This window comes from Pseudobdellovibrionaceae bacterium (genome assembly GCA_023898385.1).
In the GTDB taxonomy this organism is placed as follows: Bacteria; Bdellovibrionota; Bdellovibrionia; order Bdellovibrionales; family UBA1609.
Genome location: CP060220.1, coordinates 1932983 through 1955895, shown reverse-complemented (window position 1 = coordinate 1955895; position 22913 = coordinate 1932983). Strand labels below are relative to the sequence as shown.

At 45.7% G+C, this 22913-nt stretch carries 20 protein-coding genes; 10 read left to right on the top strand and 10 right to left on the bottom strand.

Annotated features, from left to right (window positions below):
• The first annotated feature begins 386 nt into the window (after positions 1 to 386).
• Positions 387 to 1172 carry a sulfite exporter TauE/SafE family protein gene (locus H6626_08785; GenBank protein ID USN46311.1) on the top strand — a complete coding sequence of 262 codons (786 nt, stop codon included), beginning with the start codon at positions 387 to 389 and terminating at the stop codon, positions 1170 to 1172.
• Between the two features lie 178 nt (positions 1173 to 1350).
• On the opposite strand, the gene H6626_08780 is transcribed toward H6626_08785, so the two are convergent.
• The 5 genes from H6626_08780 to H6626_08760 form a co-directional block, all read right to left on the bottom strand.
• Complete coding sequence (locus H6626_08780; protein ID USN46310.1) at positions 1351 to 2091, bottom strand: hypothetical protein; 741 nt, start codon at positions 2089 to 2091, stop codon at positions 1351 to 1353.
• A 184-nt stretch (positions 2092 to 2275) separates the two neighbouring features.
• Positions 2276 to 4399: a tetratricopeptide repeat protein gene (locus H6626_08775; GenBank protein USN46309.1), complete on the bottom strand. Its 2124-nt coding sequence runs from the start codon at positions 4397 to 4399 to the stop codon at positions 2276 to 2278.
• A 28-nt stretch (positions 4400 to 4427) separates the two neighbouring features.
• Positions 4428 to 5423: a FecR domain-containing protein gene (locus tag H6626_08770; GenBank protein USN46308.1), complete on the bottom strand. Its 996-nt coding sequence runs from the start codon at positions 5421 to 5423 to the stop codon at positions 4428 to 4430.
• 41 nt (positions 5424 to 5464) lie between these two features.
• Entirely contained in the window at positions 5465 to 6004 is a 540-nt protein-coding gene (locus tag H6626_08765) for an HAD family hydrolase (GenBank protein ID USN46307.1), read from the bottom strand.
• 25 nt (positions 6005 to 6029) lie between these two features.
• Complete coding sequence (locus tag H6626_08760) at positions 6030 to 6674, bottom strand: tyrosine-type recombinase/integrase (GenBank protein ID USN46306.1); 645 nt, start codon at positions 6672 to 6674, stop codon at positions 6030 to 6032.
• A gap of 523 nt (positions 6675 to 7197) precedes the next feature.
• On the opposite strand from H6626_08760, the gene H6626_08755 reads away from it, so the two are divergent.
• On the top strand, positions 7198 to 8250 hold the full coding sequence (locus tag H6626_08755) for a sigma-54-dependent Fis family transcriptional regulator (GenBank protein ID USN46305.1): 1053 nt from the start codon (positions 7198 to 7200) through the stop codon (positions 8248 to 8250).
• A gap of 173 nt (positions 8251 to 8423) precedes the next feature.
• Complete coding sequence (locus H6626_08750) at positions 8424 to 9293, top strand: hypothetical protein (GenBank protein ID USN46304.1); 870 nt, start codon at positions 8424 to 8426, stop codon at positions 9291 to 9293.
• 226 nt (positions 9294 to 9519) lie between these two features.
• On the opposite strand, the gene H6626_08745 is transcribed toward H6626_08750, so the two are convergent.
• The 5 genes from H6626_08745 to H6626_08725 form a co-directional block, all read right to left on the bottom strand.
• Complete coding sequence (locus tag H6626_08745; GenBank protein ID USN46303.1) at positions 9520 to 10185, bottom strand: hypothetical protein; 666 nt, start codon at positions 10183 to 10185, stop codon at positions 9520 to 9522.
• Positions 10186 to 10444: 259 nt separating this feature from the next.
• Positions 10445 to 11278 carry a flagellin FliC gene (locus tag H6626_08740; protein ID USN46302.1) on the bottom strand — a complete coding sequence of 278 codons (834 nt, stop codon included), beginning with the start codon at positions 11276 to 11278 and terminating at the stop codon, positions 10445 to 10447.
• Positions 11279 to 11574: 296 nt separating this feature from the next.
• Positions 11575 to 12522, bottom strand: a complete 948-nt coding sequence (locus H6626_08735) for an alpha/beta hydrolase (protein ID USN46301.1) — start codon at positions 12520 to 12522, stop codon at positions 11575 to 11577.
• Positions 12519 to 13541, bottom strand: coding sequence for an FAD:protein FMN transferase (locus tag H6626_08730; protein USN46300.1), 1023 nt, complete (start codon positions 13539 to 13541; stop codon positions 12519 to 12521). Before H6626_08730 ends, H6626_08735 begins: the two co-directional genes overlap by 4 nt.
• Position 13542: 1 nt before the next feature.
• Positions 13543 to 13794 carry a hypothetical protein gene (locus H6626_08725; protein USN46299.1) on the bottom strand — a complete coding sequence of 84 codons (252 nt, stop codon included), beginning with the start codon at positions 13792 to 13794 and terminating at the stop codon, positions 13543 to 13545.
• A 70-nt stretch (positions 13795 to 13864) separates the two neighbouring features.
• Here H6626_08725 and clpB point away from each other — a divergent pair, with 70 nt between their 5' ends.
• The 7 genes from clpB to H6626_08690 all read left to right on the top strand — a co-directional run bounded on the left by clpB (position 13865) and on the right by H6626_08690 (position 22913).
• Positions 13865 to 16468 carry an ATP-dependent chaperone ClpB gene (gene clpB / locus H6626_08720; GenBank protein USN46298.1) on the top strand — a complete coding sequence of 868 codons (2604 nt, stop codon included), beginning with the start codon at positions 13865 to 13867 and terminating at the stop codon, positions 16466 to 16468.
• A gap of 208 nt (positions 16469 to 16676) precedes the next feature.
• The gene (locus H6626_08715) at positions 16677 to 17282 is read left to right on the top strand and encodes a riboflavin synthase (GenBank protein ID USN46297.1); all 606 of its coding nucleotides are present in this window, start codon (positions 16677 to 16679) and stop codon (positions 17280 to 17282) included.
• Between the two features lie 2 nt (positions 17283 to 17284).
• Complete coding sequence (ribB, locus tag H6626_08710; protein USN46296.1) at positions 17285 to 18481, top strand: 3,4-dihydroxy-2-butanone-4-phosphate synthase; 1197 nt, start codon at positions 17285 to 17287, stop codon at positions 18479 to 18481.
• Positions 18478 to 18957, top strand: coding sequence for a 6,7-dimethyl-8-ribityllumazine synthase (locus H6626_08705; protein ID USN46295.1), 480 nt, complete (start codon positions 18478 to 18480; stop codon positions 18955 to 18957). Before ribB ends, H6626_08705 begins: the two co-directional genes overlap by 4 nt.
• A gap of 18 nt (positions 18958 to 18975) precedes the next feature.
• Positions 18976 to 19233: a hypothetical protein gene (locus H6626_08700; GenBank protein USN46294.1), complete on the top strand. Its 258-nt coding sequence runs from the start codon at positions 18976 to 18978 to the stop codon at positions 19231 to 19233.
• A 30-nt stretch (positions 19234 to 19263) separates the two neighbouring features.
• The gene (locus H6626_08695) at positions 19264 to 21555 is read left to right on the top strand and encodes a HAMP domain-containing protein (protein ID USN46293.1); all 2292 of its coding nucleotides are present in this window, start codon (positions 19264 to 19266) and stop codon (positions 21553 to 21555) included.
• A complete protein-coding gene (locus tag H6626_08690; GenBank protein ID USN46292.1) occupies positions 21552 to 22913 on the top strand; it encodes a sigma-54-dependent Fis family transcriptional regulator in 1362 nt (453 codons plus the stop codon). Before H6626_08695 ends, H6626_08690 begins: the two co-directional genes overlap by 4 nt.

Sequence of the window (22913 nt, the reverse complement as noted above, 5' to 3'; positions counted from 1 at the left end):
TCGTCAATGGATGGCTTTGAATGAAAGGGGACCTCGGCTAACAAAGGTTCTTGGTCCTCCCAAATTTTTTTCTAATCTAAAAGAACTGTTAATTGGATAGGTTGCCAAGATACAACCTCATGGACCCGTATTTTTGAAATTCTCAATTGAAAGTTTTTTAGGTAAGCCGTATATCCGTGACACGCCGATTGCCCCACCAAGGTCGCCTTAAGCAACCCCCTGAGAGGGCGGACATTTGAAAACAGAGGTGGAACCATGTCGACGGACATGGTTTAATTTTCTTAATGCCGCTAAAATGAATTTGATGAATCGGGCTTAGTGGTCTCAGATTGAGATCAGCGTCTATTTAGAGATGGGGCCTTTTTAGGAAAAAGGAGCAGAGCGAAATGGAGATTTTAGGATTAATCGCTGCGATTGTGATGGGTTTGGTATTGGGGCTTGTTGGTGGGGGAGGGTCCATACTGACGGTCCCGATCTTGGTGTATTTGTTGGGAGTAGATCCTGTCGAGGCCACAGCATATTCGTTATTCGTGGTGGGATTGTCGGCTCTTATTGGCTCAGCGGATTATATTCGGCGGGGCCTCGTCGACTTTAAAGTCGGTTCCATATTTACGGTGCCCGCTTTTTTAGGGGTATACGGGGTCCGTCGTTTTGGAATGCCAAATATTCCAGATACCATAGATTTATCAGTGATGGTCATTTCAAAGGGAGTCTTAATTTTAACCGTCTTTGCCGTGATTATGCTTGTTGCCGCTTACACGATGATTCGCGGGCGAAAAGAAACCCATGTTGAGGAAAACAAAAAGCTTAATTTACCCTTAATAGCCGTGGAAGGCCTGGTTGTTGGCGGGGTCACAGGTTTTGTTGGGGCGGGTGGGGGTTTTCTAATAATTCCCGCTCTCGTTGTGCTCGCGGGGTTAGAAATGAAGGTGGCTGTAGGAACCTCTTTACTTATCATTGGTATTAAATCGCTACTTGGATTTGTCGGTGACCTTCAGGTTCTAGAAAGTATTGATTGGGCATTGTTGACTCGATTTACAGCTCTTTCTGTAATCGGCATTTTTATTGGAGCGTTTATATCTAGGTTAATTCCCGGCGAAAAACTAAAGCCCGCTTTCGGTTGGTTTGTCCTCATTATCGGAGGGGCCATGTTAATCCAGCAGTTGATGTAGTTAACCTGAGCTTTTGTTTTATTGCGCCCTGGTTAACATCGATTTGTATCAGCATGAGTTTTTATAGCATGTAAAGGTAATTTGGTTAGCATTTAACTAAAGTCATCACCGAAATTGGTACCTCAGTAATTTTTGAGGACCCGGGATTAAGTTGATTTTTTGAGCTCCTAGTTATTCCCTAATCGGAGTCAACCCACAGGCTGAGTTTACTCCATGTTGATTTTGGTATGTTTTTGAGCAAGTTTTGGAATTGCGCCCGTATTTTTTCTTGGTTCAACAGTGTTCGGTCAAACGACCCAGAAGTGGCCTCGGAGCGAAGAGCAACCACTCGAGGAAGTAATCGTCTGTCAAAATATGGTCCGCGTATTAAAGTCAGTGCCATATCAGATTTTATTGTCAGATCATGTAAGATTCCTTGTTTCATGGAATAGAATTTGCCAGAAGTGGTTTTTTTTGAACGCAACTTGCACAATCGACCAAAAGTTGAAGTTGAATTTAGTTGGCTGTCGGCCTTGTTGGGGCTACCAATTGATGCATGCAGTAGCTGATACTCTCCAGATTCGTCCTGAATCCAATCAAACTCGTGGTTTAGGATGGCACCTGAAAGAACAAAAGAATCCAGGTCAAAAATATGATCATGAACCGTCATCGTATTAGACTCATGATGAAACTGATCTTTAAAAAATAAGTGCATTCGAAATGGTTGATTGTTCAGCGTCACGACAGCTTGGTAAAATTTATTAGGGTGCAACCTAATGTCTGCTTCCTGAATCTGTGACAACAGGGTATCGAGCAGATTCATTTCTTTTGGTGACATATTATCACTGCAAATTTCCGACGAGAGTGCATCATTCAGCATTAAAATATAGCCAATGGTACAAATAAACAGAATGGTAGCGGTAGATTTAAAGACAGTCATAGTTCATTGTAATGCAAGTAACAAGCCAGGCCATTAATGTACTTGTCGTACCCCATGGGTTCGGGTTCACGGGAATGTATTAATGCGTTCCACGCGCTAGCCTAGTCGGTGGCACTGACTAAGTTTGCCAAGAAAGCTAGAGCGATCAGCCTTTTAAGTTCAAAAATCTCATATAAGCGAAGAGTTATTGATACTTAATACCCAACATCACCGTGGTTTTGCTGTATTCGTAGGCGGCCACATTCGACCCGTTACTTGTATAATTGGCGGTGGTCAACCAGTGCCAACTCGAGCCAATTGGTTTATCAAAGGAGAGGGTGAGTCCCAGGTTTGAGTCTTTTCTGTCACTGGCATGGTCGGGATACACAAGGGAATAGCCCGCCAAAGCCCCAGACCAGGTCATATTCCATGCCATCGGGCTTGAGTAGGTAAACTGGTATTCAGCCCTTTGATAAAGTTTTTCACTTCCCTTGGCATTGTTAAACACTAAACCGACGGAACCAGTCACTGCTTCACGAAAAGCCGGATCAAGGTAAAAACTGAGCTGGGCATTCAAAGAGTATTTCATGGCATCGGCGTCGTTGGGTCCGATAGACTCGGCCACCAGTGAATCATCTTGGCGAATATCTAGCGAATAGGTGGCCATAAAATCTCTGGCCATAATCACAGTGATAGATGATCCCAATAGTAGAGAGCTTAAAATGCTATATCTGGAGCCTGAACTTGAAGCGTCCATAAAAACATTTTCATAACCAGGTGTGATCGTCCAACGGTATCCTCTTTCAGCTAAAATACCTCGCATGGAGTAGGGCAATTCAATGGTATGGGTAAAGGGGTCGGCTGAAGCAAACACATCATCTAAAGAGTAATAGTATTCAGTGGCGTAAGAGGCACTCCATTGGCTGTCTTTTTTGTAGATTAGGCGGCGTTCAATATCAAGATCCGCATAGAGGCGATATCCACCTCTTTGTTCATCAGATCCCACCGTGGAGCCTTGCGAAGTTTCTGTATCTGAAGCGAATAAAATGTTCGAGTCATGTACCGCGGCAATCTGACCTTGAAAAATCCATTTCTTTTCACTTAGTTTTTTAAATCGCTGTTGTTCTGAAATTCGCTCAATATATTCTTCAGCCTGCGCATCGAGCTGTGGGTTTTTGGAGTGGTCAAGGACATACTCAAAGGCCACTTTCGCGGCCGCATAATCCTCAGAAGATAACAACACGACCCCCTCGTAGAAGGCCGCAGATGGCGACAATGAAGGGTCATTGCCTTGCCTCACAAGACCCAACTCTTTGGCGGCAAGAGCCATTTCATTGAGTCGATAGTGGATCATCCCGCGATAAAACGACAGTTCCAAGTTTTCATTGGATTCGTCGGCAGCAATGCTAAAGGCAATTAGGGCATCATCATATTTTTCGTTTCGATAAAGGGTGATGCCATAAAAAAGGTAGTAGTCACGAAACTCAGGATCAAGCTCAGTGGCCTCGCGGTATTGGCGTTCGGCCTCGATAAAATCCCCTCCTTGATAGGCTTCATAGGCTTTTTCAGCCAACAAACGGGCTTTTTCTTCTCGCATTTGTCGCCGTTGTTCATTGAGCTGTAAAAGTCGCTTTTGTGCCGACTCAATTTTTTGCCGCTCTAGTTGTTCTCGCCGAATTCTTTCTGTTTCGCGTTCGCGCGCAGCCTGGGCAAGTGCAGCCATTTCTTGACGGTATCCCACTTCTTCAGCCAACTCTAAATCTTCTGTTTCTAACAATTCAGATGGGGGCGCCTCAGCAGTGGCTTGCGCTTTGGCCTTGAGTTGTATTTCTTGTTGGTAAAGATTTCGAGCTCGACTGGCTTGTTCCTCCGAATCGAAAACATCTAGTACTTTTCGATGGCGTTCAGAATCGGTGCGCATCAGGTACGGTCGTTTTTCAACCTGTCCAGACTTTAACAATTGAGAAAAGGCATTCACCGATCGATCATCGGCGCGCATGGATTCTGGCGGGATGTAAATTTCTGGAATAACTTTTTCAGTATCCTTCCATTGAATTGAAAAAGTCCCAGAAAATAAAGACGAGTCCGGTTCTGTTTCATACAAAAGAATTTTAGCCACTTGCCCAGAAGCTTGATCCCGTAAAAACAAAAACGCAGAATCCACTTGAGTGCTGTTTTTATTCCACGGCGCGGAGGCATAGGTCATTTCAGTGGTTTCACCTTTTGCAATGACCAGCGGGGTTTCATCTGTCGCTCGCACCGCTAAACCAATAGCGCTGGTTGAGACAAAAATTAAAAGGGGTAGCAGTCTATGTTTAGCTAAGTTCACAGTTGTTCACCTTATTGGGGTCGACGGGCTATGGACGTGGTCCATCTTCAATATTAATAATAATTCGGGTATGTCCATCGCGAACCACTTCATCAACAAAATCCCGTCGTTGCGGAATACACACGCCACCAGGGCATCCACCGGCCACGGGAGGGCGAGGGGGCGGCACCGGGCGACCAGGCATTTCACCGTTAAAGTCTCCACAAAAGGGCGGGCACATTTTTGGAGGTGCTCCTGCAGTGTCTCGCCCCTGAGGTCTGTCACTAGTGCCTTTGCCAGGATCGCCTTCGCTATCAGGGTCTCGTTTGGGTTCAGCAGGCAGAACTCTAGGATCGATGGGACGATAACCGGCACTGTCTAGATCTGAATCTTTATTGAGTCGTGAAAACTCATTTTTGGGCACCGGCATGGGCGGAGTGGGAGAGGCGCCCGGATTATCGGTGTTTACCTTGTGCGTGGTAAATTGGCCCACTTCTACGAGAACCGGGTTAATAATTTGTCCGCTCGTGCTTGCGGCGCCAAATTCCACACGGCCCGCAAATGTAACCACGCGGGTGAGTTCGGTTTTGGCATCATATGAGGTGAAAAAATCCGTTCCTCTCACTCCGGCCACCGCAGAACGAGTTTTCACTCGAAACTGACTGGTCTTACCATTGTACTGCTGCTTCACTTTGGATCTGACTTTACCGTAGATCACATCTAGCAATACATCTTTGTTGTCATTTTCAGGACTGTATTCGTACTTTTCAAGGGTCACCTGTGAGTCGGGAGACACAATGATTTCGTTACTATCGACCATAACAATCTTTGCGCGGGCGTCTTTGCCTGTGCTCACCTTGTCGCCAGGGTAAACTTTTTGACCCACTCGGGCTCTTTTGGCCTGTCCAGATTTTGAAGAGGTGACTTCAACCTTGCCTTTCACCACCCGAAAAACGCCATGCACGCGAGTGGCTTCAGCCCAGGGTGAAAAGGTCAAACAAACTAAGATCGAAAATCCAGTAACGAAAAAAGAAATAGAATTCATTTTTCACCCCCCAGATTCGCATTATAGGCAGCACCTTTGGGTTAGATCAATGGCTTTCCCGAGAGGATTTGTGCGGCTTCTAATAGATCTTTAGTTTCTAGCTCAGGGGGGGCAAAGGGAGAATCACTTATTTTCTCTGTAGTGCCGATAAATATCGATTTTGTGCCGGCGCGATGGCCAGCTTCCACGTCGGTCATGCGATCACCCACCATCCAGCTATTTTTTAAATCAATGCCAAATTCTTTTGCCGCTTGCATCAACATGCCTGGATTTGGTTTTCGAAGAGGATGATCGGTAGAGGGCAAATAGGGGGCATAATAGAAGCCAAGAAAATCCACATTCACCTCTAAAAATGAGGCCTGCATCCGTCGATGGACTTCGTGAAGGTTTTCAATTTCCACGATCCCTCTAGCCACGCCGGATTGATTCGTGACCACAACAAAATCATATCCGAGGTCACGCAGAAGCACCATGGCGTCAAAGACACCAGGCAAATAGACAATATCATTGGGGTCGTTGAGATAAATCTTGTCTTCAATTAGCGTACCGTCTCTGTCTAAAAAAATAACTTTGCGTTGCATTTACCGGACCCTTGTTTGTTTCAAATTATTTTTTGTTTTCCCCCATCGGGTGTGAATTTTCAAGGGTTCGCGCCAGTGCATCGAGGCTAAGATGCAAATAGCGTTCGGTCGCCGATAAGGATTGGTGGCCTAACAGCTCTTGCAGAATTCGTAAGTCCGTTCCATCGCTTAAGAGGTGGGTGGCGTAGCTGTGCCTCAGCGCATGGGGGTTAAGAGGTTTAAGAAGCTGGGCAGAACGGCCTCGTTGTCGCACAATCTCGTAGGCCTTTCTGGGGTTGATAGCTGTTTCGCCGAATACAAAATCACCGTGTTTCGGGGCTTGGCTTAAGGCTTCAATACAGATCTGTGGGAGGGTGATGATTCGCTCCCTGCTACCTTTCCCCAAAATACGAAGGGTGCGCCGGGCCGTACTCACGTCTTTCCACTTGAGTTCACAGGCCTCAGACACCCTGAGCCCGCCGCCGTAAAGCAGAAGAATCAAAAGCAGGTCGCGCTCGGCCTGGTCCCTTTCTTTCCTGTCAGGACTCTTAGTGTCGTTCTGCACGGCTCTGATAAGGGCCATGGCCTCGTCCACAGAAATAAAGTGGGGCACTTTTTTCGGGACCTTGGGGCTGATAAGTTGGGGGGCGATCTCCTCGTCAACCCACCCTTCAGCATATAACCAATTCAAAAAACCCTTTAAGCACGCGGTCTTACGGTTTCGAGTGGCGGGCGACAAGGCTGACCAGCTCCGTTGGGCCATACGGGCTAGTTCGAGCAATGGGGGGGGCTCCAAAGATTGTGTGGAATTCCCCATGGCGTGGGTTTTCGCTTGCTCCCAGAGGATTTCGGGTCCATGTTCTGTCGGCCTGAAGTAAATCTTACCCGATCTTAACGGTTGTAAAAATTGGTTGAGGTCTGTGGCATAAGATTTGGAGGTATGAATACTGGCAGCCTTAGAGTTGATAAGATATTTCAAGTACTTAACAGCCGCGAGTGACAGATTTTGGCCATTTATTGGTAACAATTTTTGTAACTCCAGTACCGTTTGTAGAAAAGCTTCATGCCTGTTTGCAAAAAAAGCTTGCACATTTTTCAGGCAGATGTTAATACAACGTGTCAACACTGATTCTCAGTTTGGTACAGATTTCATCTTGGTTAGCTCAAAACTGCCTGTTGAGTGGTCAGACAAATTATAACAAAGGGTTGTACGTATGTCAGATACAGAGAAATCTTCTATTCTACCGCCTAGTGAGCAAAACCAATTTTTAGGTCATCCTGCAAATCGTTTGGGATTTGAATCCAATACTATAGTCTATAAGTCGGAAGTGATGCGCCAGCTTATGCGGATGGTGGAACGAGTAGCTCCGTCAAATGCCACAGTGTTAATTCTGGGTGAAAGCGGAACGGGTAAAGAACTAATTGCCCATGCCATCCATAAGAAGAGCAATCGTCGGGATAAGCCATTTATTGCGATTAACTGCGGCGCTTTACGTGAAACTTTACTTGAAAGTGAACTTTTTGGTCACGAGCGTGGAGCTTTTACTGGAGCTTACGCGCGAAAAGTGGGATTAGCAGAAGCCGCCAACGGTGGAACACTATTTCTTGATGAAATCGGTGAATTAAGCCCAGGCATTCAAGCCAAGCTATTGCGCTTTTTGCAAGAGGGAGAGATTTTCCGAGTGGGTGGTAAAGATCCCATTAAAGTGGATATTCGACTCATCAGTGCCACAAACAGAGAGTTAGATAAAGAAGTCATGCGTGGAAACTTCCGCGAAGATTTGTTTTATCGAATCAACACAATCATGTTGCATGCACCCCCTCTTCGCCGTCGAAAAGAAGACATCACTATTTTAGTGGACCATTTCTTGCGTGGAAGTTCCCATGGTTACCTCAATCGAGGTCGACGTGTGAGTCAAGAAGCGCTTGAAGTGATGATGAAGTACGATTGGCCGGGTAATATTCGTGAGTTGCAAAACACTTGCGAGCGCCTACAGATTCTTGCTGAGGGAGAAACTATTCTTCCTACAGATTTACCAGAACAAATTCGCAATCCGGAAATGAAAGTTATTTTGGATGACTATGATCCAACAATGACTTTGCACGAACTGGAGAAGCGCTATATTTTAAAGGCTCTTAATTATTTTGACGGCAACAAAACTCAAGCTGCCAATGCCTTGGGCATCACTATTAAGACTCTTTATAATAAACTTCATGAGTACGGTGAGTTTGAAAAGTACGCGGTCCATTCGCGAACAAGCAAATAACGAAAACCATCATTTAATATTGTTGTTAACGGCAGCACACTTTAAAGAGTGCTGCCGTTTTTTTATTTCGAGATTTAATATATGAAGTGTACGGTCACTTCGAGGCGCGAGAAGGGCGGGCGGGGAGTCCGCCAGCTCTTGGTTTGGCATACTGCTTGAAAATAGTAGCCGTGATGATGAACAAAAATGCAACGTACCCTCTATTTCGATCCAGTGCTTGGAAGTGGGCAGTGGTCGTCTATATAGTGATCGTCTGTAAGCCCATTTGGGCCACGGACTGTGGTGGGTATTTATCAGGAAATAATACTCTTGTTTCGCTTGAGAAATCTCAGAATTTTGATGAAAATGGAGTTATCCTGCTTCAGAACTTTGTTTCACGAGAGGCCCAGGCCACTGCCGATGCCTTGATTGACCAGTTGGGTAACCAATCCTACGAAGAGATCGTTATTTATGGGGGGAACAAAGAATCGATCTCGATTGTTGGTTCGCTGCCGGAGCCAGTTAAACAAATTCTTCAAAATCACCTGAATGAATTAGTCAATGCGCTCAGTTCTCGTTTTTTGGGAAAGACCATAGAATTCACCCATACTTCTATTCGTGTAAATAAAAATGGCGCTTTTGAAAGGGGAGACCTCCATCTCGACCTAGGTGGGTTGGAAGAAAAGTTCACTGTGTCCACCACATTTAATACAGGCGGACAATCCACTTATTGGGTGGATCCAAAAGATATCGTTGAGGGAGCTGCATTGACAGATGATAGCGTGCGCCCGGGCTACTATGATTATGATGATAAATGGCATGTCCTGCCGGGCTTCAGCGTGCCTAAAAAGAACTTAAAAACAGTACCAGAGAGATCCACCCTTGTATTTAAACGACTACAAATGGGCAAAGGCGACTATACGTCTAATCTTCTCGGCAAAAAAGGTCCAGAAAGACAACGTGATGTGGTCTATGGCACTTCACCTTGGCACGGTAGCCCCGGAATAATTCCCGTCTCCAACCCCAGGCGGTTTTGGATTGGCGCCACGTTTATCGTTTATTAGGGTCCCACTTTCTGTTGGTTCGATTTTGAGCCATGCCCATGTCGGGTTTCTCGTGTGTCGTTCAGAATCCTAAAAAGATATAAGCATACAAGTTACTGTTAGAACCTGCGGGGTGCGCATTGGCCAAGTCGTCCGACGGCATTGGCGGCCCAACGTGAAAAAGAATTAAAAACAAAAAAAGGGCCCGGTTGGGCCCTTTCATTGCGGTAAGTATTATACCGCAGAATTAGAAATATCCTTCTTCGTCACTTTCATCTAAGTCGTCGATATCTGCCAACGAATCGATATCACTGTCGTCGATAAAATCGTCTTCAAGATCCATGTCGCCTTCCATGTAGGATTCCATGGCTTCGTAGCCTGCTGTTGTAGCGCCATCCTCGTCCTTCTCAACGGAAAGCTCAAGGTCTTCCGGAGGAAGTTCCGCTACAGGAGCTTCATTCATTGTCGGAGTGGATACGGCTTCTACAACAAATGGATTATTGCCCGTGTAGGCGGCGGCGCCACCGGCTGTGATTTCTTCTAAAGAAGGGACTGCCGGTTTAGTATTTTTAACCTTCTTGGGTTTTGCGGCTTTCTTTGTGGCCTTTTTAACGGTGGTTTTCGGGGCCACTTTTTTGGTTGCCTTTTTGGCGGTAGACTTTTTCTTTGCAGCCTTTTTTGTAGCTACTTTTTTCGTGGCCTTTTTAGCTGTCGATTTTTTCTTGGCTGCTTTTTTGGTAGCCTTTTTCTTAGTAGACTTCTTTGCGGCCTTTTTCGTCGCCTTCTTTTTGGCGGCCTTTTTGGTCACTTTTTTTGCAACTTTCTTTGTGGTCGCCTTCTTTTTCGTGGCTTTTTTTGCTGCCTTCTTGGTGTTCTTTTTTGATACTTTTTTGGTTTTTTTCTTTTTAGCCATGACAGGGTCCTTATCTCTAATTCTTCAAGTGGCTGCCGCAAAATATCGGCGTATTGACAATAAGCTGCCGATTTCAGGGCCAGGTAGTCAACCCCGAAAATACGAATCCGTAGATTTAATTAGTTTTTATAGGGCAGGTTGGGGCAAAGGTTGTGATGATTTTGTAACATAACATTTTGCGGCGAGTAAAAATAAACCCCGGCCACTAGAGCCGGGGTCAAAAAAGCAAGGATTAAAGGATGTTAGTTCAACGGATCTCTTAGCCGAGAAGCTTCAATGCTGCGGCATTAATGTTATTCGCCTGAGCCAAAGTAGCAACACCAGCGTTAAGCAAGATGTTGTTTTTGGTCAACTCAGAAGTAGCATCAGCCACATCTGTGTCGCGAATACGACTATTGGCAGCAGCCAAGTTCTCTTCGGAAATCTGCAAATTATTGACGGTTGAGGTCAATCGGTTCTGCAGGGCACCTAAGTTGGCGCGCATTCCGTTTACATTGTTTTGTGCATCGTCGATCAACTCAAGTGCCTGTTGGGCGCCTTCTTTCGAAGTATAGTCAATGCCGTCGATTCCCAATGCATCAACAGTGGCCACGTTCACGCTCGAGTCAAAACTGATACGATCGTCAAGGTCATTGTTGAAAATACCTACCTGGAAGTCGAACACAGGAGTTGTTCCATCTAACAGCTTAGTAGATCCCCATTGAGTTGCACTGGCAATTCGCTGAGACTCTTCTTTAAGCTGTTGAATCTCTTTATCGATCAAGCCGCGCTCTGTATCACCAACGGTGTCAGAAGCTGCTTGTACGCCTAGTTCGCGCATACGAACAAGGATGTTACCTATTTCGTTTAAGCCACCTTCAGCTACCTGAACCAACGATATACCATCGTTTGCGTTTCGGTTGGCTTGGCGAATCGAGCGGATCTGACCTTTTAATCGTTCAGAAATCGCAAGACCGGCGGCGTCGTCAGCAGCCTTATTAATTCGGCTACCGCTTGAAAGCTTTGCAAAGCTTTCTTGAATCATTCTTTGGCTGCCTAGCAAATTTCTTTGCCCGTTAATGGCAGCAATATTTGTGGATACTCGAAATCCCATTTTTATCCTCCGTTATTAAACATCCTAAACCCTCCTTGCAAAAACCCATCATGGGGTGGCGTCCGAGCCACAGTTTATTAAATTCAAAAACAAAAGTAGTTTTAAAGTATGAGTTGAAAGTGTACGTGCAAATCAAAACTCACAACCCATCCATCGGTACCCGTAACGGATTCTTGACAGGACTACAGGCTAATTTAGACTTACAGTCGCAAACTTTGGCCCTTCGACAGATCGAGGTCTTAAGACGTTGATTTTGATTTCCACACCTTTGATGTGGAATAACCACAAAAATTTGACTACAAATTTTGTTTACTATTAAAAAACTGGATCAGACTTTCGACGACCCATTCAGGATTGTCTTCCATAAGGTGGTGGCCACCGGTTGGGTGAACTCGATATTGGGCTTGTGAAAAGTAAGGTTTTAAGTCAGACAATTGCGATACGGGAGTCATTCGATCCTTCGCGCCCCACAAAAATAGTAACTCCACGTTCTCCCGATTCAAGGTCACAAGCTCCTCAGGCAACCGGTGGTCTCCCAGTAAATCAGTTGCCTTTAAAAAAGTAGCAATAGCATCTGGGTTGTTTTGGTAAGGTTCAAAATTTCTTAACACAGCCTCGTCACTGATATTGGTCGGGTTGGCTACCACTCTTTGCATAAATTTTTTAATCATAAATTTATTCACAGAGTGCTTTGCCACGGGAGCCAAGACACTTAACCGGCTAAAGGTCATGGGTACAACCCGGTGGTGGATGGCTGGAGAAATAGTGGCTACTTTTTTAAAATTATCCGGATGCATTTTGGCTAGCCAAAGGGCGATAGCCCCCCCCATGGAGCTACCCACTAAGTAGCTTTGATCAATATTCAGGCTTTCCAAAAAATCTAAAACTCGCCGCGCTTGCGCATCAAGACCATAGTCGGCGTGAGAGAGTTTACTGCTTTTGCCAAATCCGGGCAGGTCTAGTGCAGTGACAGTAAAGTGATCGGTGAGCGGGGCAAAAATATGGCGCCAGCAAAAAACGGAGGCTCCAATGCCATGGAGCAAAACTAGGTGTGGCCCCTGTCCTGCCTGTACAAAATGAATTTCAAAATCATTCACTTTTGTCTGGCTTGTGGTTTTAAGTTCACCGGGGGGTAACTTTAGCGGGAGGGGCTTTTTGCGTCTAATTACTAAAAAATAAACGACGCCTACAAAAATTAACAACAGGGATCCGGCGAGCAACCAGACCCTTAGATCATTTGTCATGCTAACCCCAGGGGGTTCCCTTCTTTAAATAGGCCAGCTTCGGCCTTTGGACCATTGTTGCTTTCGGGCTCCTCGTCTTGATCCGGTTGAATCTTCAATTTTTCTTTTCCTACTGGCCAAAGAATATCTTCAACCATGTATTTGATTTCTTTTGATATCCAAACTCGCCGATCTTGAGTGAATAAAATAAACCCGCTCTCAGGGTGTAGTTTTATAAAATCGATGGCTTTGTTTAAGGGCATTCTGGTTAACGCATCAGCCACAGCTCCGGCCTTCGTCGCATCTCCTTTCGACAAAACTGAGGCGCTCACGATTTTATCTGAAGGATACTTTACCTCCAATTTTTGAGGAAGTGTCACCGTGGCCAAACTCATGTCTGGATCGATCGTCCAAAACTCAATAACAAATACCCCCTCTTTTGGAATGAAGGGATGGCTGATCTCCATGTGGCAGCGGTCTATGCAACGAAGGTTACCGCCAAACTTTAAGATGGCGACCTTCACTTTGCGTTTTTTCAAATTGGTGACACCTTGATCGACGGCAAATCCAGGTACTAACACGCCCAAATTCAAACGAATGCCCTGTTTAATTGAAACCAGGTCGCCTTGAATAGTCAGCGCATCGACGTTGTCCTTTTGCTCAGCGTCCACATAGACCACCGGCGAGTAGTAGCCATTCGTTAGTTCTTTTAACTCTTGGGCTTTCTTTAGTAGGTGCAGTAGACCTTTAGAGGCCTTTCGAGATTTTTCAAAATTCACGCGACTGGTTTCTGAAATAGGCTGAGCAGCAGAATACTTTTTCTCATACTGTTTAAACAGCGTAAATACAGGGTTAAAAAGGTGTTGTTGTTTTTGTGGTAGCCGAACCCGTGCATAAGAACCCATGACCAGCTCGGTTTTTTCTACGGTAGGTACTTCGTAATATTTAGTTTCTTGCCCCATGTCGGGAGCTTCAGCCATTTGCGTGCAACCCGTGCCCCAAAGTGCCAAAAAAATGAGCCCCCAAATATTTACCTTCATTCTAATCAATCTCCATAAATCGACAGATCGCCATTCGGCCCGTTCTTTCGTAGAGCTTCTTTTGCTCGCCTTCGAGATGCAGCTTTGCCACAAACCCCATGGTACATGATTGGCCGTCAAAATCAAAAAAACTGCATTGCTCACAGGCATATTGGATATTCAGCTGCCGGAGGTCTTTAGGGTGAACCCGGTCTCGAATAATATCCCTGCGAATTTTAATACGTTTTGAAGGATCTTGATTAAATATTGACATAATAAACTTTGAACCCAAGTTAAGAGGAGTGGTCAGTAGCCTATATATGTCAGATAGAAGGTTTTAAACAATGAGAGATATCGAAAAAATGACTCGAATGAGCCAGGAGGCCATGCAGGCTGCGGCCAATAGGGCCGAAACTCTGCAGCACGGAGCTGTGGAGCCTGAGCATTTGGCATTAGAGCTTGTCACACAAGACGGTGGAATAGTGCCTCAGGTCCTCGAGGAGTGTGCGCATGATCCCACGGGAATTCGCGATAAAATTGAGGCTAAGCTGGATCGGCTGCCGCAAGTCAGTGGCAGTGCCGTTCAGGTGGTGGCAAGTCCTCATCTGGTAAGGCTTTTTAAGGCGGCAGAGGCCGAAGCCGGCAAAATGGGAGATAGTTATATCTCTACTGAGCACTTCATGTTGGCCCTATTGTCTGACACTGCTACGGATCTGGCCAAGATTTTTAAAGAACACAATGTAACCATAGATAATTTTAAGAGGGCACTCATGGAAAAACGGGGCGATCAAAAAATCACTGATGACAATCCTGAAGCAAAATTTGATGCACTGAAAAAATACGCCAGAGACTTAACCGAGTTGGCTGAGCAGGGCAAGCTAGATCCTGTGATTGGACGAGACGAAGAAATTCGACGAGTGATACAGGTTCTGTCTCGGCGCACAAAGAACAATCCTGTGCTTATTGGAGAACCCGGGGTGGGTAAAACGGCCATCGCTGAGGGGCTGGCGCTGCGGGTTATCAACGAAGATGTGCCAGATGTTCTAAAAAGAAAGAAAATACTATCACTCGATATGGGAGCGCTCATTGCTGGCGCCAAATATCGGGGTGAGTTTGAAGATCGATTAAAGGCAGTGATCAAAGAGGTCACTTCCAGCGAAGGACAGCTCATACTGTTTATCGACGAGATACATAATTTAGTGGGTGCCGGTAAAGCAGACGGCGCCATGGATGCAGGACAGCTTTTAAAGCCGGCTCTGGCAAGGGGAGAACTTCGATGTATTGGTGCCACCACCCTTGACGAATACCGGCAGTACATCGAAAAAGACAAGGCCTTAGAGCGACGTTTTCAAACGGTGTATGTGCAAGAACCCAGCGTAGAAGACGCCATCACCATCTTGCGTGGTTTAAAAGAAAAGTACGAGGTTCATCACGGAGTCAGGATTACAGACTCCGCGTTGGTGGCCGCCGTAAAGTTATCGCATCGATACATTACAAGTCGCTTTCTGCCAGACAAAGCCATTGACCTAATGGATGAGGCCGCCAGTCGGTTAAGCATAGAGATTAATAGTGTTCCTGCAGAAATTGATCAGATAAACCGTAAGGTTACTCAACTTCAGGTTGAACGCGAGGCTTTAAAAAAAGAGAACTCGGCAGATGCAAAAAATCGCTTAGAAATTATAGAAAAAGAACTCGCCGATTTGAATGAAGAAAACGCAACCTTGAAAGCTCAGTGGGATTCTGAAAAGAAAGAAATATTTGGGTTAAAAGATGTTAAACAAGAAATTGAAGATCTAAAAGTAGAAATCGAACGGGCCGAGCGCGAAGGCCACCTCGAAAGAGCTGCAGAGCTCAAGTACGGAAAATTACCAGAACTCGAAAACACTCTTAAGGCCTACAATGAACAGGCAGAGAAAAAAAGCAGTGGCGCAGCCCACCGCCTTTTGCGTGAAGAGGTAACACCGCAAGAAGTGGCGGAAGTCGTGGCCAAGTGGACAGGTGTCCCCGTTCAGAAAATGTTAGAATCGGAGCAAGAAAAATTGCTTCATATGGAAGATCGGTTGCGACAACGAGTGGTGGGTCAGGATCAAGCCCTTTCAGCTGTGGCCAATGCCATCCGTAGAGCTCGGGCTGAAATTTCTGATCCCAATCAGCCAATCGGGAGCTTTATATTTCTTGGCCCCACTGGAGTGGGAAAGACAGAAACCGTAAAGGCGCTGGCAGAATTTTTGTTTGACAGCGAAGAAGCCATCGTTCGCATTGATATGAGTGAATACATGGAGAAGCATTCTGTGTCTCGCTTGATCGGCGCGCCTCCTGGTTATGTGGGATATGAAGAGGGGGGGCAGCTCACTGAAGCGGTCCGTCGTCGCCCCTACAGTGTGGTGTTGCTCGATGAAATAGAAAAGGCCCACCCTGAAGTGTTCAACGTATTGTTGCAGGTGTTAGATGATGGTCGACTTACCGATGGCCAGGGGCGAACAGTAGATTTTCGCAATACAGTATTCATTATGACGTCTAATATTGGCTCGCAGGCGATTATCGATCCCAAGCTGGACGACGATCAAAAAGAAAATGCTGTGATGGAAGCGCTCCGCTCCCATTTTCGACCAGAATTTCTAAACCGTGTGGATGAAATCGTAGTGTATAAAAGTCTCACCAGGGACCTCATTGCCAATATTGTTAAGATCCAGCTGCATGAAGTGGAAAAGCGTCTCTCCGAAAAGAAAATCACAGTCAGCTATGATGATAAGGCCTTGGACTATCTGGCTAAAAAGGGTTTTGATCCCATTTATGGAGCTCGTCCTTTAAAGCGGGTGATTAAGACAGAGCTTCTCAATCGTCTGGCCAGTGAAATTATCTCAGGCAAAGTGCAATCTGGCGATGAAGTGAAGGTATCCGCTAATGATTTAGGATTAGAACTTGAGGATGTGGCGTCTAAGAGTTGATGTTTGAAGAGATGATCGGGTCCGGTAACGCGCCTTGACCTTGAAGGCCAAACCGGGTACACCACGCCCAGATCAACGATACATCCCTTTTGTTCGGCACCGCCCTGATTTCTCGGGCCGGGCCGTCCAAAGAGCGGACTTCGTGAATTAATTTCAGGCCTCGAATGGTTGTCATACAACAAAAAGGCCTTGGGCAATTTAGGGCAATATGTTTTCTGGGATTATAGAAGCCACATCTAGCCTAGCGGCCTTCACTCTCAAATCGGGAGCCGCCGAGGTCCAAATTGTCCGCCCTAATGATTTCAATGACTTAAGATTAGGTGACAGTATTTCTGTAGATGGCGTCTGTTTGACGGTAGAGGCCATGGATGAGCAAACCGTTCAATTCACATTGGCGGCCGAGACTTTGCAGGTTACAGGGTGGAACCCAGAAAACTGGGGAAAATTGAAAGTGAATTTAGAGCGTTCCCTCCGTTTAGGTGATCGCATTCATGGCCACCTGGTGACCGGCCATGTGGATGCTATGGGCGAGGTTTTAGGTCACACATACAATGGTGAAAGTTTGATTTTAACAGTGAAGTATCCCGAGGCTCTCGACCAGCTCATTTGGCCGAAGGGCAGTGTCGCCCTTAATGGCGTGAGTTTGACGGTGAATCAGGTGGAGGCCGGTTGTTTTCAGGTGTGCTTGATACCCGAGACTTTACGACGAACGAACCTTTCACTTTTGCAGGTGGGCGATAAAGTCACCATAGAAGTGGACAATTTGGCACGTGGACTGTTGAAGCAGCAAGCCGCCGCGAGAGTGAGTCAATAAAAATGCATACGACCGCAGAGCTCATAGAAGACATTCGTTCGGGAAAAATGGTCATCCTGGTGGATGATGAAGACCGCGAAAATGAAGGTGATTTAGTCATTGCTTCAGATTTTATCACTCCAGAGGCCATTAATTTTATGGCCACTCAAGCCCGAGGTCTAATTTGTCTTGCTATGACGGCGGAACAAATAAAGCGTTTGGGTATTCCCCAAATGGTCAGCGACGACATTAATTTTTCTCCCAACAAAACGGCCTTTACAGTGAGTATTGAAGCGGCGTCTGGGGTATCCACTGGTATATCGGCAGCTGATCGGTCGCACACAATTCGGGTGGCCTCTCATCCTTCGGCATCGCCACGGGATATTATTGTCCCTGGGCATGTTTTTCCCATTCGTGCTCAAGAGGGTGGAGTATTAAAGCGGGCGGGTCATACCGAGGCCAGCGTCGATTTGGCACGATTGGCGGGCCTTAACTCTGCGGCGGTGATTTGTGAAATCATGAAAGCAGATGGGTCAATGGCGCGGGTTCCTGATTTAAAGGCCTTTGCTCAAGAGCATAATTTGAAAATGGGTACGATTGAGGATCTGATTCAATACAGAATTGAAAATGAGTCCTTTGTAGAAGAAAAAGCCTGTGCTGAATTGCCGTCGTCATTGGGGCAAGGGTTCAAGGTACATGTCTTTGAAAACAAATTAGACGGCTATGAGCACCTCGTGATTTCTAAGGGGCCGATTGACCCCAATGCCCCCGTTTTAGTTCGGGTTCACACAGAATGCCTTGTGGGAGATTTATTTGGGAGTTTGCGAACCAGAAGTGGCGAGTATCTTCGTCGCTCCATTGATCTTATCAATCAAGAGGGCGCAGGCCTTCTTGTATATTTGCGGCTTGAAAGCATGGAGGGTCGCCTCGTTAAGCGCATAGAGGCTTATGCCAGAGCTGATCAAGGTGAAGTGGTCTCCGAACGACAAAAGCAGGGGTTTCGATCAGACAAAAAAGACTATGGTATTGGTGCTCAGATTCTAAGGGCCATGGGAGTTCGAAAGATTAGGCTGATGAGCAATAGCCCCAAAAAAAGAGTGGGCCTAAAGGGTTATGGTTTAGAGATTGTAGAAACAATAGAGGTCCCCATTGACACAGATCCGCTTCGATTACTTGTCAATGAGAGTGAGCCAACAGATGGAGAGCGAGCTTGGTCATGACAGAAATTAAACAGGGAGACCTTTCGGTTGATGCCACATGGACTATTGGAGTTGTCACCTCACGATTTAACCCACTGGTGACAGAGCCGCTAGAGCAAGGCGCCCTTGATAAGCTTTTAGAGTTGGGCTGCACGAAAGAACAATTAAGAATTGTTCGCGTTCCAGGGGCAGTAGAAATACCCCTTGCAGCTAAGGCCCTTTTGCAGCAGGGCTGTGACGCGGTGGTGGCGTTGGGGGCAGTCATTCGTGGTGAGACTTCGCACTATGATTATGTATGTAACTCGGTAGAGCGGGGATGCTCTCAGTTGCAGTTAGACTTCAATCGCCCGGTGGCATTTGGGGTTCTCACCACGGAGAATCGTGATCAGGCCCTTGCGCGAGTAGGGGGAGCCAAGGGGCATAAGGGGGCTGAGGCTGCAGAAGTGGCCATTGAAATGCTTAATTTATTGAATTTAATTTCCAACAATATGGCTTAACCGAAAAGGAGACCTAATATGTCAGAAGAAATGAACAGCGCAGCCAGCGAAGTTTCAAATATCACCATGAGCCTGATTTTCGACCAACTCAGAGAACGAGTGAGTATGTATAATGCGAAGTTGCTATTACAGTCAGCTGCGGTTCGTACGGGTTTAAATGCTGACAATCCGGAGCCTCTTTCAAAAGAGCAAGCAAAGGCCATTTGTCTTGAGCTTATTAATAACGGTGGCCCCGCTTTTCAGGTGGGTAAAACTGTCTATCAAACACTTCAGTAATGTTAGATTGCCCAAATTTGAGGGGGGCTTGTGGGCGATAAGCTAAGCGGAAGTGGCGGTTTTATAGTCGAGCCGCTAGAAAAGAAAAAACGAAAGCGCGAATTTTTCGCGCTGATTCCTATAGGTCTGCTTTTTTTATTTCTCACTTGGGTTGAGTTCAAACTTTTTGGAATGAGTCGGTCTTTGCCATTTGTTCATTCCATATTCTTTTTTGGTCTCGTCAATTTTAATATCATATTATTTTTGTTTCTAATGTTTTTGATCTTCAGAAACATCGTAAAGAACTTTGCTGAGCGACAGGGTGGAATCATCGGCAGCACCCTTAAGAATAAGCTGATTGCCGCTTTTGTGGGGTTTAGTTTTGTCCCAACAGCACTGATGTTTTTAGTTTCGGTTTTTTATATCAATAACAGTTTTGACAAGTGGTTTAGTGATAAGATGTCTGGAGTTTTGAAGAGCTCCATTGAGGTCACAAACGCCTATTACGTTTCCGCAAAAAAGAAAAACTATCATTTTGCAGAAATCGTTGCCAAGGATTTAGAAAAGTCCAGCGACAAAGACCTTGCGGGTCGATTGAAAAAGCTACGGCAGCTTTACAGCCTGGATGCCGTCGAATATTATCCAGGGCTTTTTGGTGATCGAGTTATCTCACAAGCCACAGAAGCGGGTATGCCACGATTGCCGGCCATTTCTCTTGAGTTTTTGAAAAAAGGCGTGCGGCAACGTATAGACGCCAGTACGATCCACCACTTTGGTGCCGGAAACTTGGTGCGCGTGGTTGTTCCTGCAAAGCGGTTCAGCGAAGAAGGCGCGGTGGTCGTGTCGTCTTTTATTCCCATGTCTCTGATTGCCAAGATGGATGATATTGCGGCTGCCTATGAGGATTTTCGCGACATCGATCCGCTGGCCTACCCGCTAAAATCAATTTACCTGATTATATTGTTTCTTATGACTTTGGTGATTTTACTGGGCGGAACATGGTTCGGATTTTATTTGGCCAAACAGTTGAGTGTACCACTTGAAGAACTAGGGCGAGCCACGAAGCGAATTGCCAAGGGCGATTATTCCACAGTTGAAAAGGTTTCTGGATCCCCTGAAATAGATCAGCTCATCGAAAATTTTAACAGAATGACAAGATACCTTGAAAGTTCTGAAAAAGAGGTGACTGAAGCCAATGCAAATTTGAGAAAAACTCTGGCTCAACTAGATGAACACTCAAAGTATATTGAAGTGGTTCTGTCAAATGTCACAACCGGAGTGATTTCGGTTAATAATAGGGATTGTGTGACAATGATCAATAACCATGCGGCTAAGTTGCTTGAAATCCAGGCTGAAGGTTTCATTGGTCGCCCAGCCAGCGAAGTTTTATCAGAAGATCATTTTAGGATTTACAAAGAAATGCTGGGGAGCATGAAAAGTCACAAAGGCGAAAACATTCAGCGTGAAGTACAGCTAAATGTAAAAGGCCGCCCTGTACCCTTGCAAATGAACCTGACATTACTGCACGATCAGGCTGGGCGCGAGCTGGGAAGAGTGTTGGTTTTTGATGACCTAACTGTGTTGTTGAATGCGCAAAGGGCCGCAGCCTGGAGTGAGGTGGCTCGGCGAATAGCTCATGAAATCAAAAATCCGCTAACACCGATAAAGTTGGCCGCCCAGCGTCTGGAGCGAAAATTTGGCGAAGAGCAAAAGGATCCGGCATTTCATGAATCCATCTCAATGATCGTGCAGCAGGTGGATGATATGAAGAATTTGGTCAATGAGTTCAGTCAGTTTGCGAGAATGCCAAAATCGCGGCCGACCATAGCCAATCTAAAACAAGTTGTTGATGACGCGCTTGTCTTATTTAGAGAGGCGCACAAGAGTGTGGCGTTTTCAGTTGTTGTAGACCCTGATTTGCCTGAATTTATGTTTGATCCTGATCAAATAAAAAGAGTTGTTACAAACCTTGTGGACAATGCCGTAGAGGCAACCAAGGATTTAGCAAAACCAGAAGTCTCAATAAAAATTAACTACGATTCAAAGACGAAAGTGGTGAAGTTGGTCACCGAAGACAATGGAACGGGTATTCCAAGGCACATGATGGACCGCATATTTGAGCCTTATGTCACCACAAAAGACCACGGCACAGGCTTGGGTTTGGCTATTGTGAAGCGCACCGTCGAGGATCACAATGGATATATTCGAGCATTTCGCAATCAGCCAAACGGTACAAGAATTGTTATTGAGCTGCCGGTGGTTGTAGCTGATACTGAAAAACAAAATTTAGCTCAGGTGTTGTTTGATTCGAAAAAGCTAACGGATCAGGGGTTAGATACATGAATGTGAAAAACAATCGCGTTTTGATAATTGATGATGAGCGTGCCATTTGCGAGGTTTTATCAGCATCTCTTAGAGATGAGGGATTTGTGGTGGAGACGGCCTCTAATGGTGAAGCGGGCTTGGCGGCCATTGAAAAGTTTAATCCGGCGGTGGTGCTGTTAGATATTTGGATGCCTGGCAATCTTGATGGATTGGCCGTTCTACAGAAGGCACAGCCGGCTTATCCCGATATTGAGTTTGTGATGATGTCAGGGCACGGCACGATTGAGACGGCAGTAAAAGCCACAAAATTAGGCGCATGGGATTTTGTAGAAAAACCCCTTTCGATGGATCGAATTTCAATATTGATTTCAAATATTCTCAGCTATCAAAGTGAGCGGCGCGAGAAGAATGCATTGTTAAACAAGCTACGAAAGAACATTGCCTTAGTGGGTGAGAGTGATCCCATGAAAAATCTAAAGCATATGATTGCTAGGGTCGCTCCAACAAATTCATGGGTACTTATTACTGGCGAAAACGGAACAGGCAAAGAGTTGGTCGCTCAGAATATCCACTATTTGAGTCCTCGTGCTAGCCGTTCGTTTGTAGAAGTGAATTGTGCCGCAATCCCCACGGAGCTTATCGAAAGCGAGCTGTTTGGGTATGAGAAGGGGGCCTTTACGGGCGCTGATACGGCCAAACGTGGAAAGTTTGATTATGCTGATGGCGGCACCTTATTTTTAGACGAAATCGGTGACATGAGTCTTGAGGCCCAGGCCAAAGTTTTGCGAGTTCTGCAAGAACAGAGTTTTACTCGTGTCGGGGGACGCGAATCCATTCGGGTGGACGTCCGTGTGGTGGCGGCCACAAATAAAGATCTCGTTGAGGAGATGAAAGCGGGTCGATTTAGAGAGGACTTGTATCATCGGCTAAATGTCATCCCATTTCGTGTTCCCGCGTTGAGGGAGCGTCGAGATGATGTGCCTATTTTGGTGGAGCACTTTGGATTGCAGTTTAGTCATGACGGGGGTTACAGAAAAAAGATTCTCTCCGATAAAGCCATGGAAAAGCTCATGCAATATTCATGGACAGGCAATGTGAGGGAGTTGCGCAATTTTATTGAAAGAATTTATATATTGATACCTGGAGATTTTGTGGACGTACCCGAACTAAAAGTAGCCGGGTTGGTTCAAGAGGTATCCCGTGTGCCCTTTGACGAAGAAGTCACATTGCGAGAAGCACGAGCCGACTTTGAAAAAGACTTTATTTTGCAAAAAATTAATGAAAATAACGGCAATATCAGTAAAACAGCAGAGATCATTGGAATTGAACGCAGTTATCTTCATCGCAAGATTAAATCATACGGAATAGATATTTAG

What these genes read in the sequence shown, in the direction of transcription:
- H6626_08690 (USN46292.1), top strand. Translation starts at nt 21,552, where the DNA reads ATGAATGTGAAAAACAATCGCGTTTTGATAATTGATGATGAGCGTGCC.
- ribB (USN46296.1), top strand. Translation starts at nt 17,285, where the DNA reads ATGCATACGACCGCAGAGCTCATAGAAGACATTCGTTCGGGAAAAATG.
- H6626_08700 (USN46294.1), top strand. Translation starts at nt 18,976, where the DNA reads ATGTCAGAAGAAATGAACAGCGCAGCCAGCGAAGTTTCAAATATCACC.
- H6626_08725 (USN46299.1), bottom strand. Translation starts at nt 13,794, where the DNA reads ATGTCAATATTTAATCAAGATCCTTCAAAACGTATTAAAATTCGCAGG.
- H6626_08730 (USN46300.1), bottom strand. Translation starts at nt 13,541, where the DNA reads ATGAAGGTAAATATTTGGGGGCTCATTTTTTTGGCACTTTGGGGCACG.
- H6626_08755 (USN46305.1), top strand. Translation starts at nt 7,198, where the DNA reads ATGTCAGATACAGAGAAATCTTCTATTCTACCGCCTAGTGAGCAAAAC.
- H6626_08705 (USN46295.1), top strand. Translation starts at nt 18,478, where the DNA reads ATGACAGAAATTAAACAGGGAGACCTTTCGGTTGATGCCACATGGACT.
- H6626_08750 (USN46304.1), top strand. Translation starts at nt 8,424, where the DNA reads ATGATGAACAAAAATGCAACGTACCCTCTATTTCGATCCAGTGCTTGG.
- H6626_08745 (USN46303.1), bottom strand. Translation starts at nt 10,185, where the DNA reads ATGGCTAAAAAGAAAAAAACCAAAAAAGTATCAAAAAAGAACACCAAG.
- H6626_08765 (USN46307.1), bottom strand. Translation starts at nt 6,004, where the DNA reads ATGCAACGCAAAGTTATTTTTTTAGACAGAGACGGTACGCTAATTGAA.
- H6626_08735 (USN46301.1), bottom strand. Translation starts at nt 12,522, where the DNA reads ATGACAAATGATCTAAGGGTCTGGTTGCTCGCCGGATCCCTGTTGTTA.
- H6626_08740 (USN46302.1), bottom strand. Translation starts at nt 11,278, where the DNA reads ATGGGATTTCGAGTATCCACAAATATTGCTGCCATTAACGGGCAAAGA.
- H6626_08715 (USN46297.1), top strand. Translation starts at nt 16,677, where the DNA reads ATGTTTTCTGGGATTATAGAAGCCACATCTAGCCTAGCGGCCTTCACT.
- H6626_08780 (USN46310.1), bottom strand. Translation starts at nt 2,091, where the DNA reads ATGACTGTCTTTAAATCTACCGCTACCATTCTGTTTATTTGTACCATT.
- H6626_08770 (USN46308.1), bottom strand. Translation starts at nt 5,423, where the DNA reads ATGAATTCTATTTCTTTTTTCGTTACTGGATTTTCGATCTTAGTTTGT.
- H6626_08785 (USN46311.1), top strand. Translation starts at nt 387, where the DNA reads ATGGAGATTTTAGGATTAATCGCTGCGATTGTGATGGGTTTGGTATTG.
- clpB (USN46298.1), top strand. Translation starts at nt 13,865, where the DNA reads ATGAGAGATATCGAAAAAATGACTCGAATGAGCCAGGAGGCCATGCAG.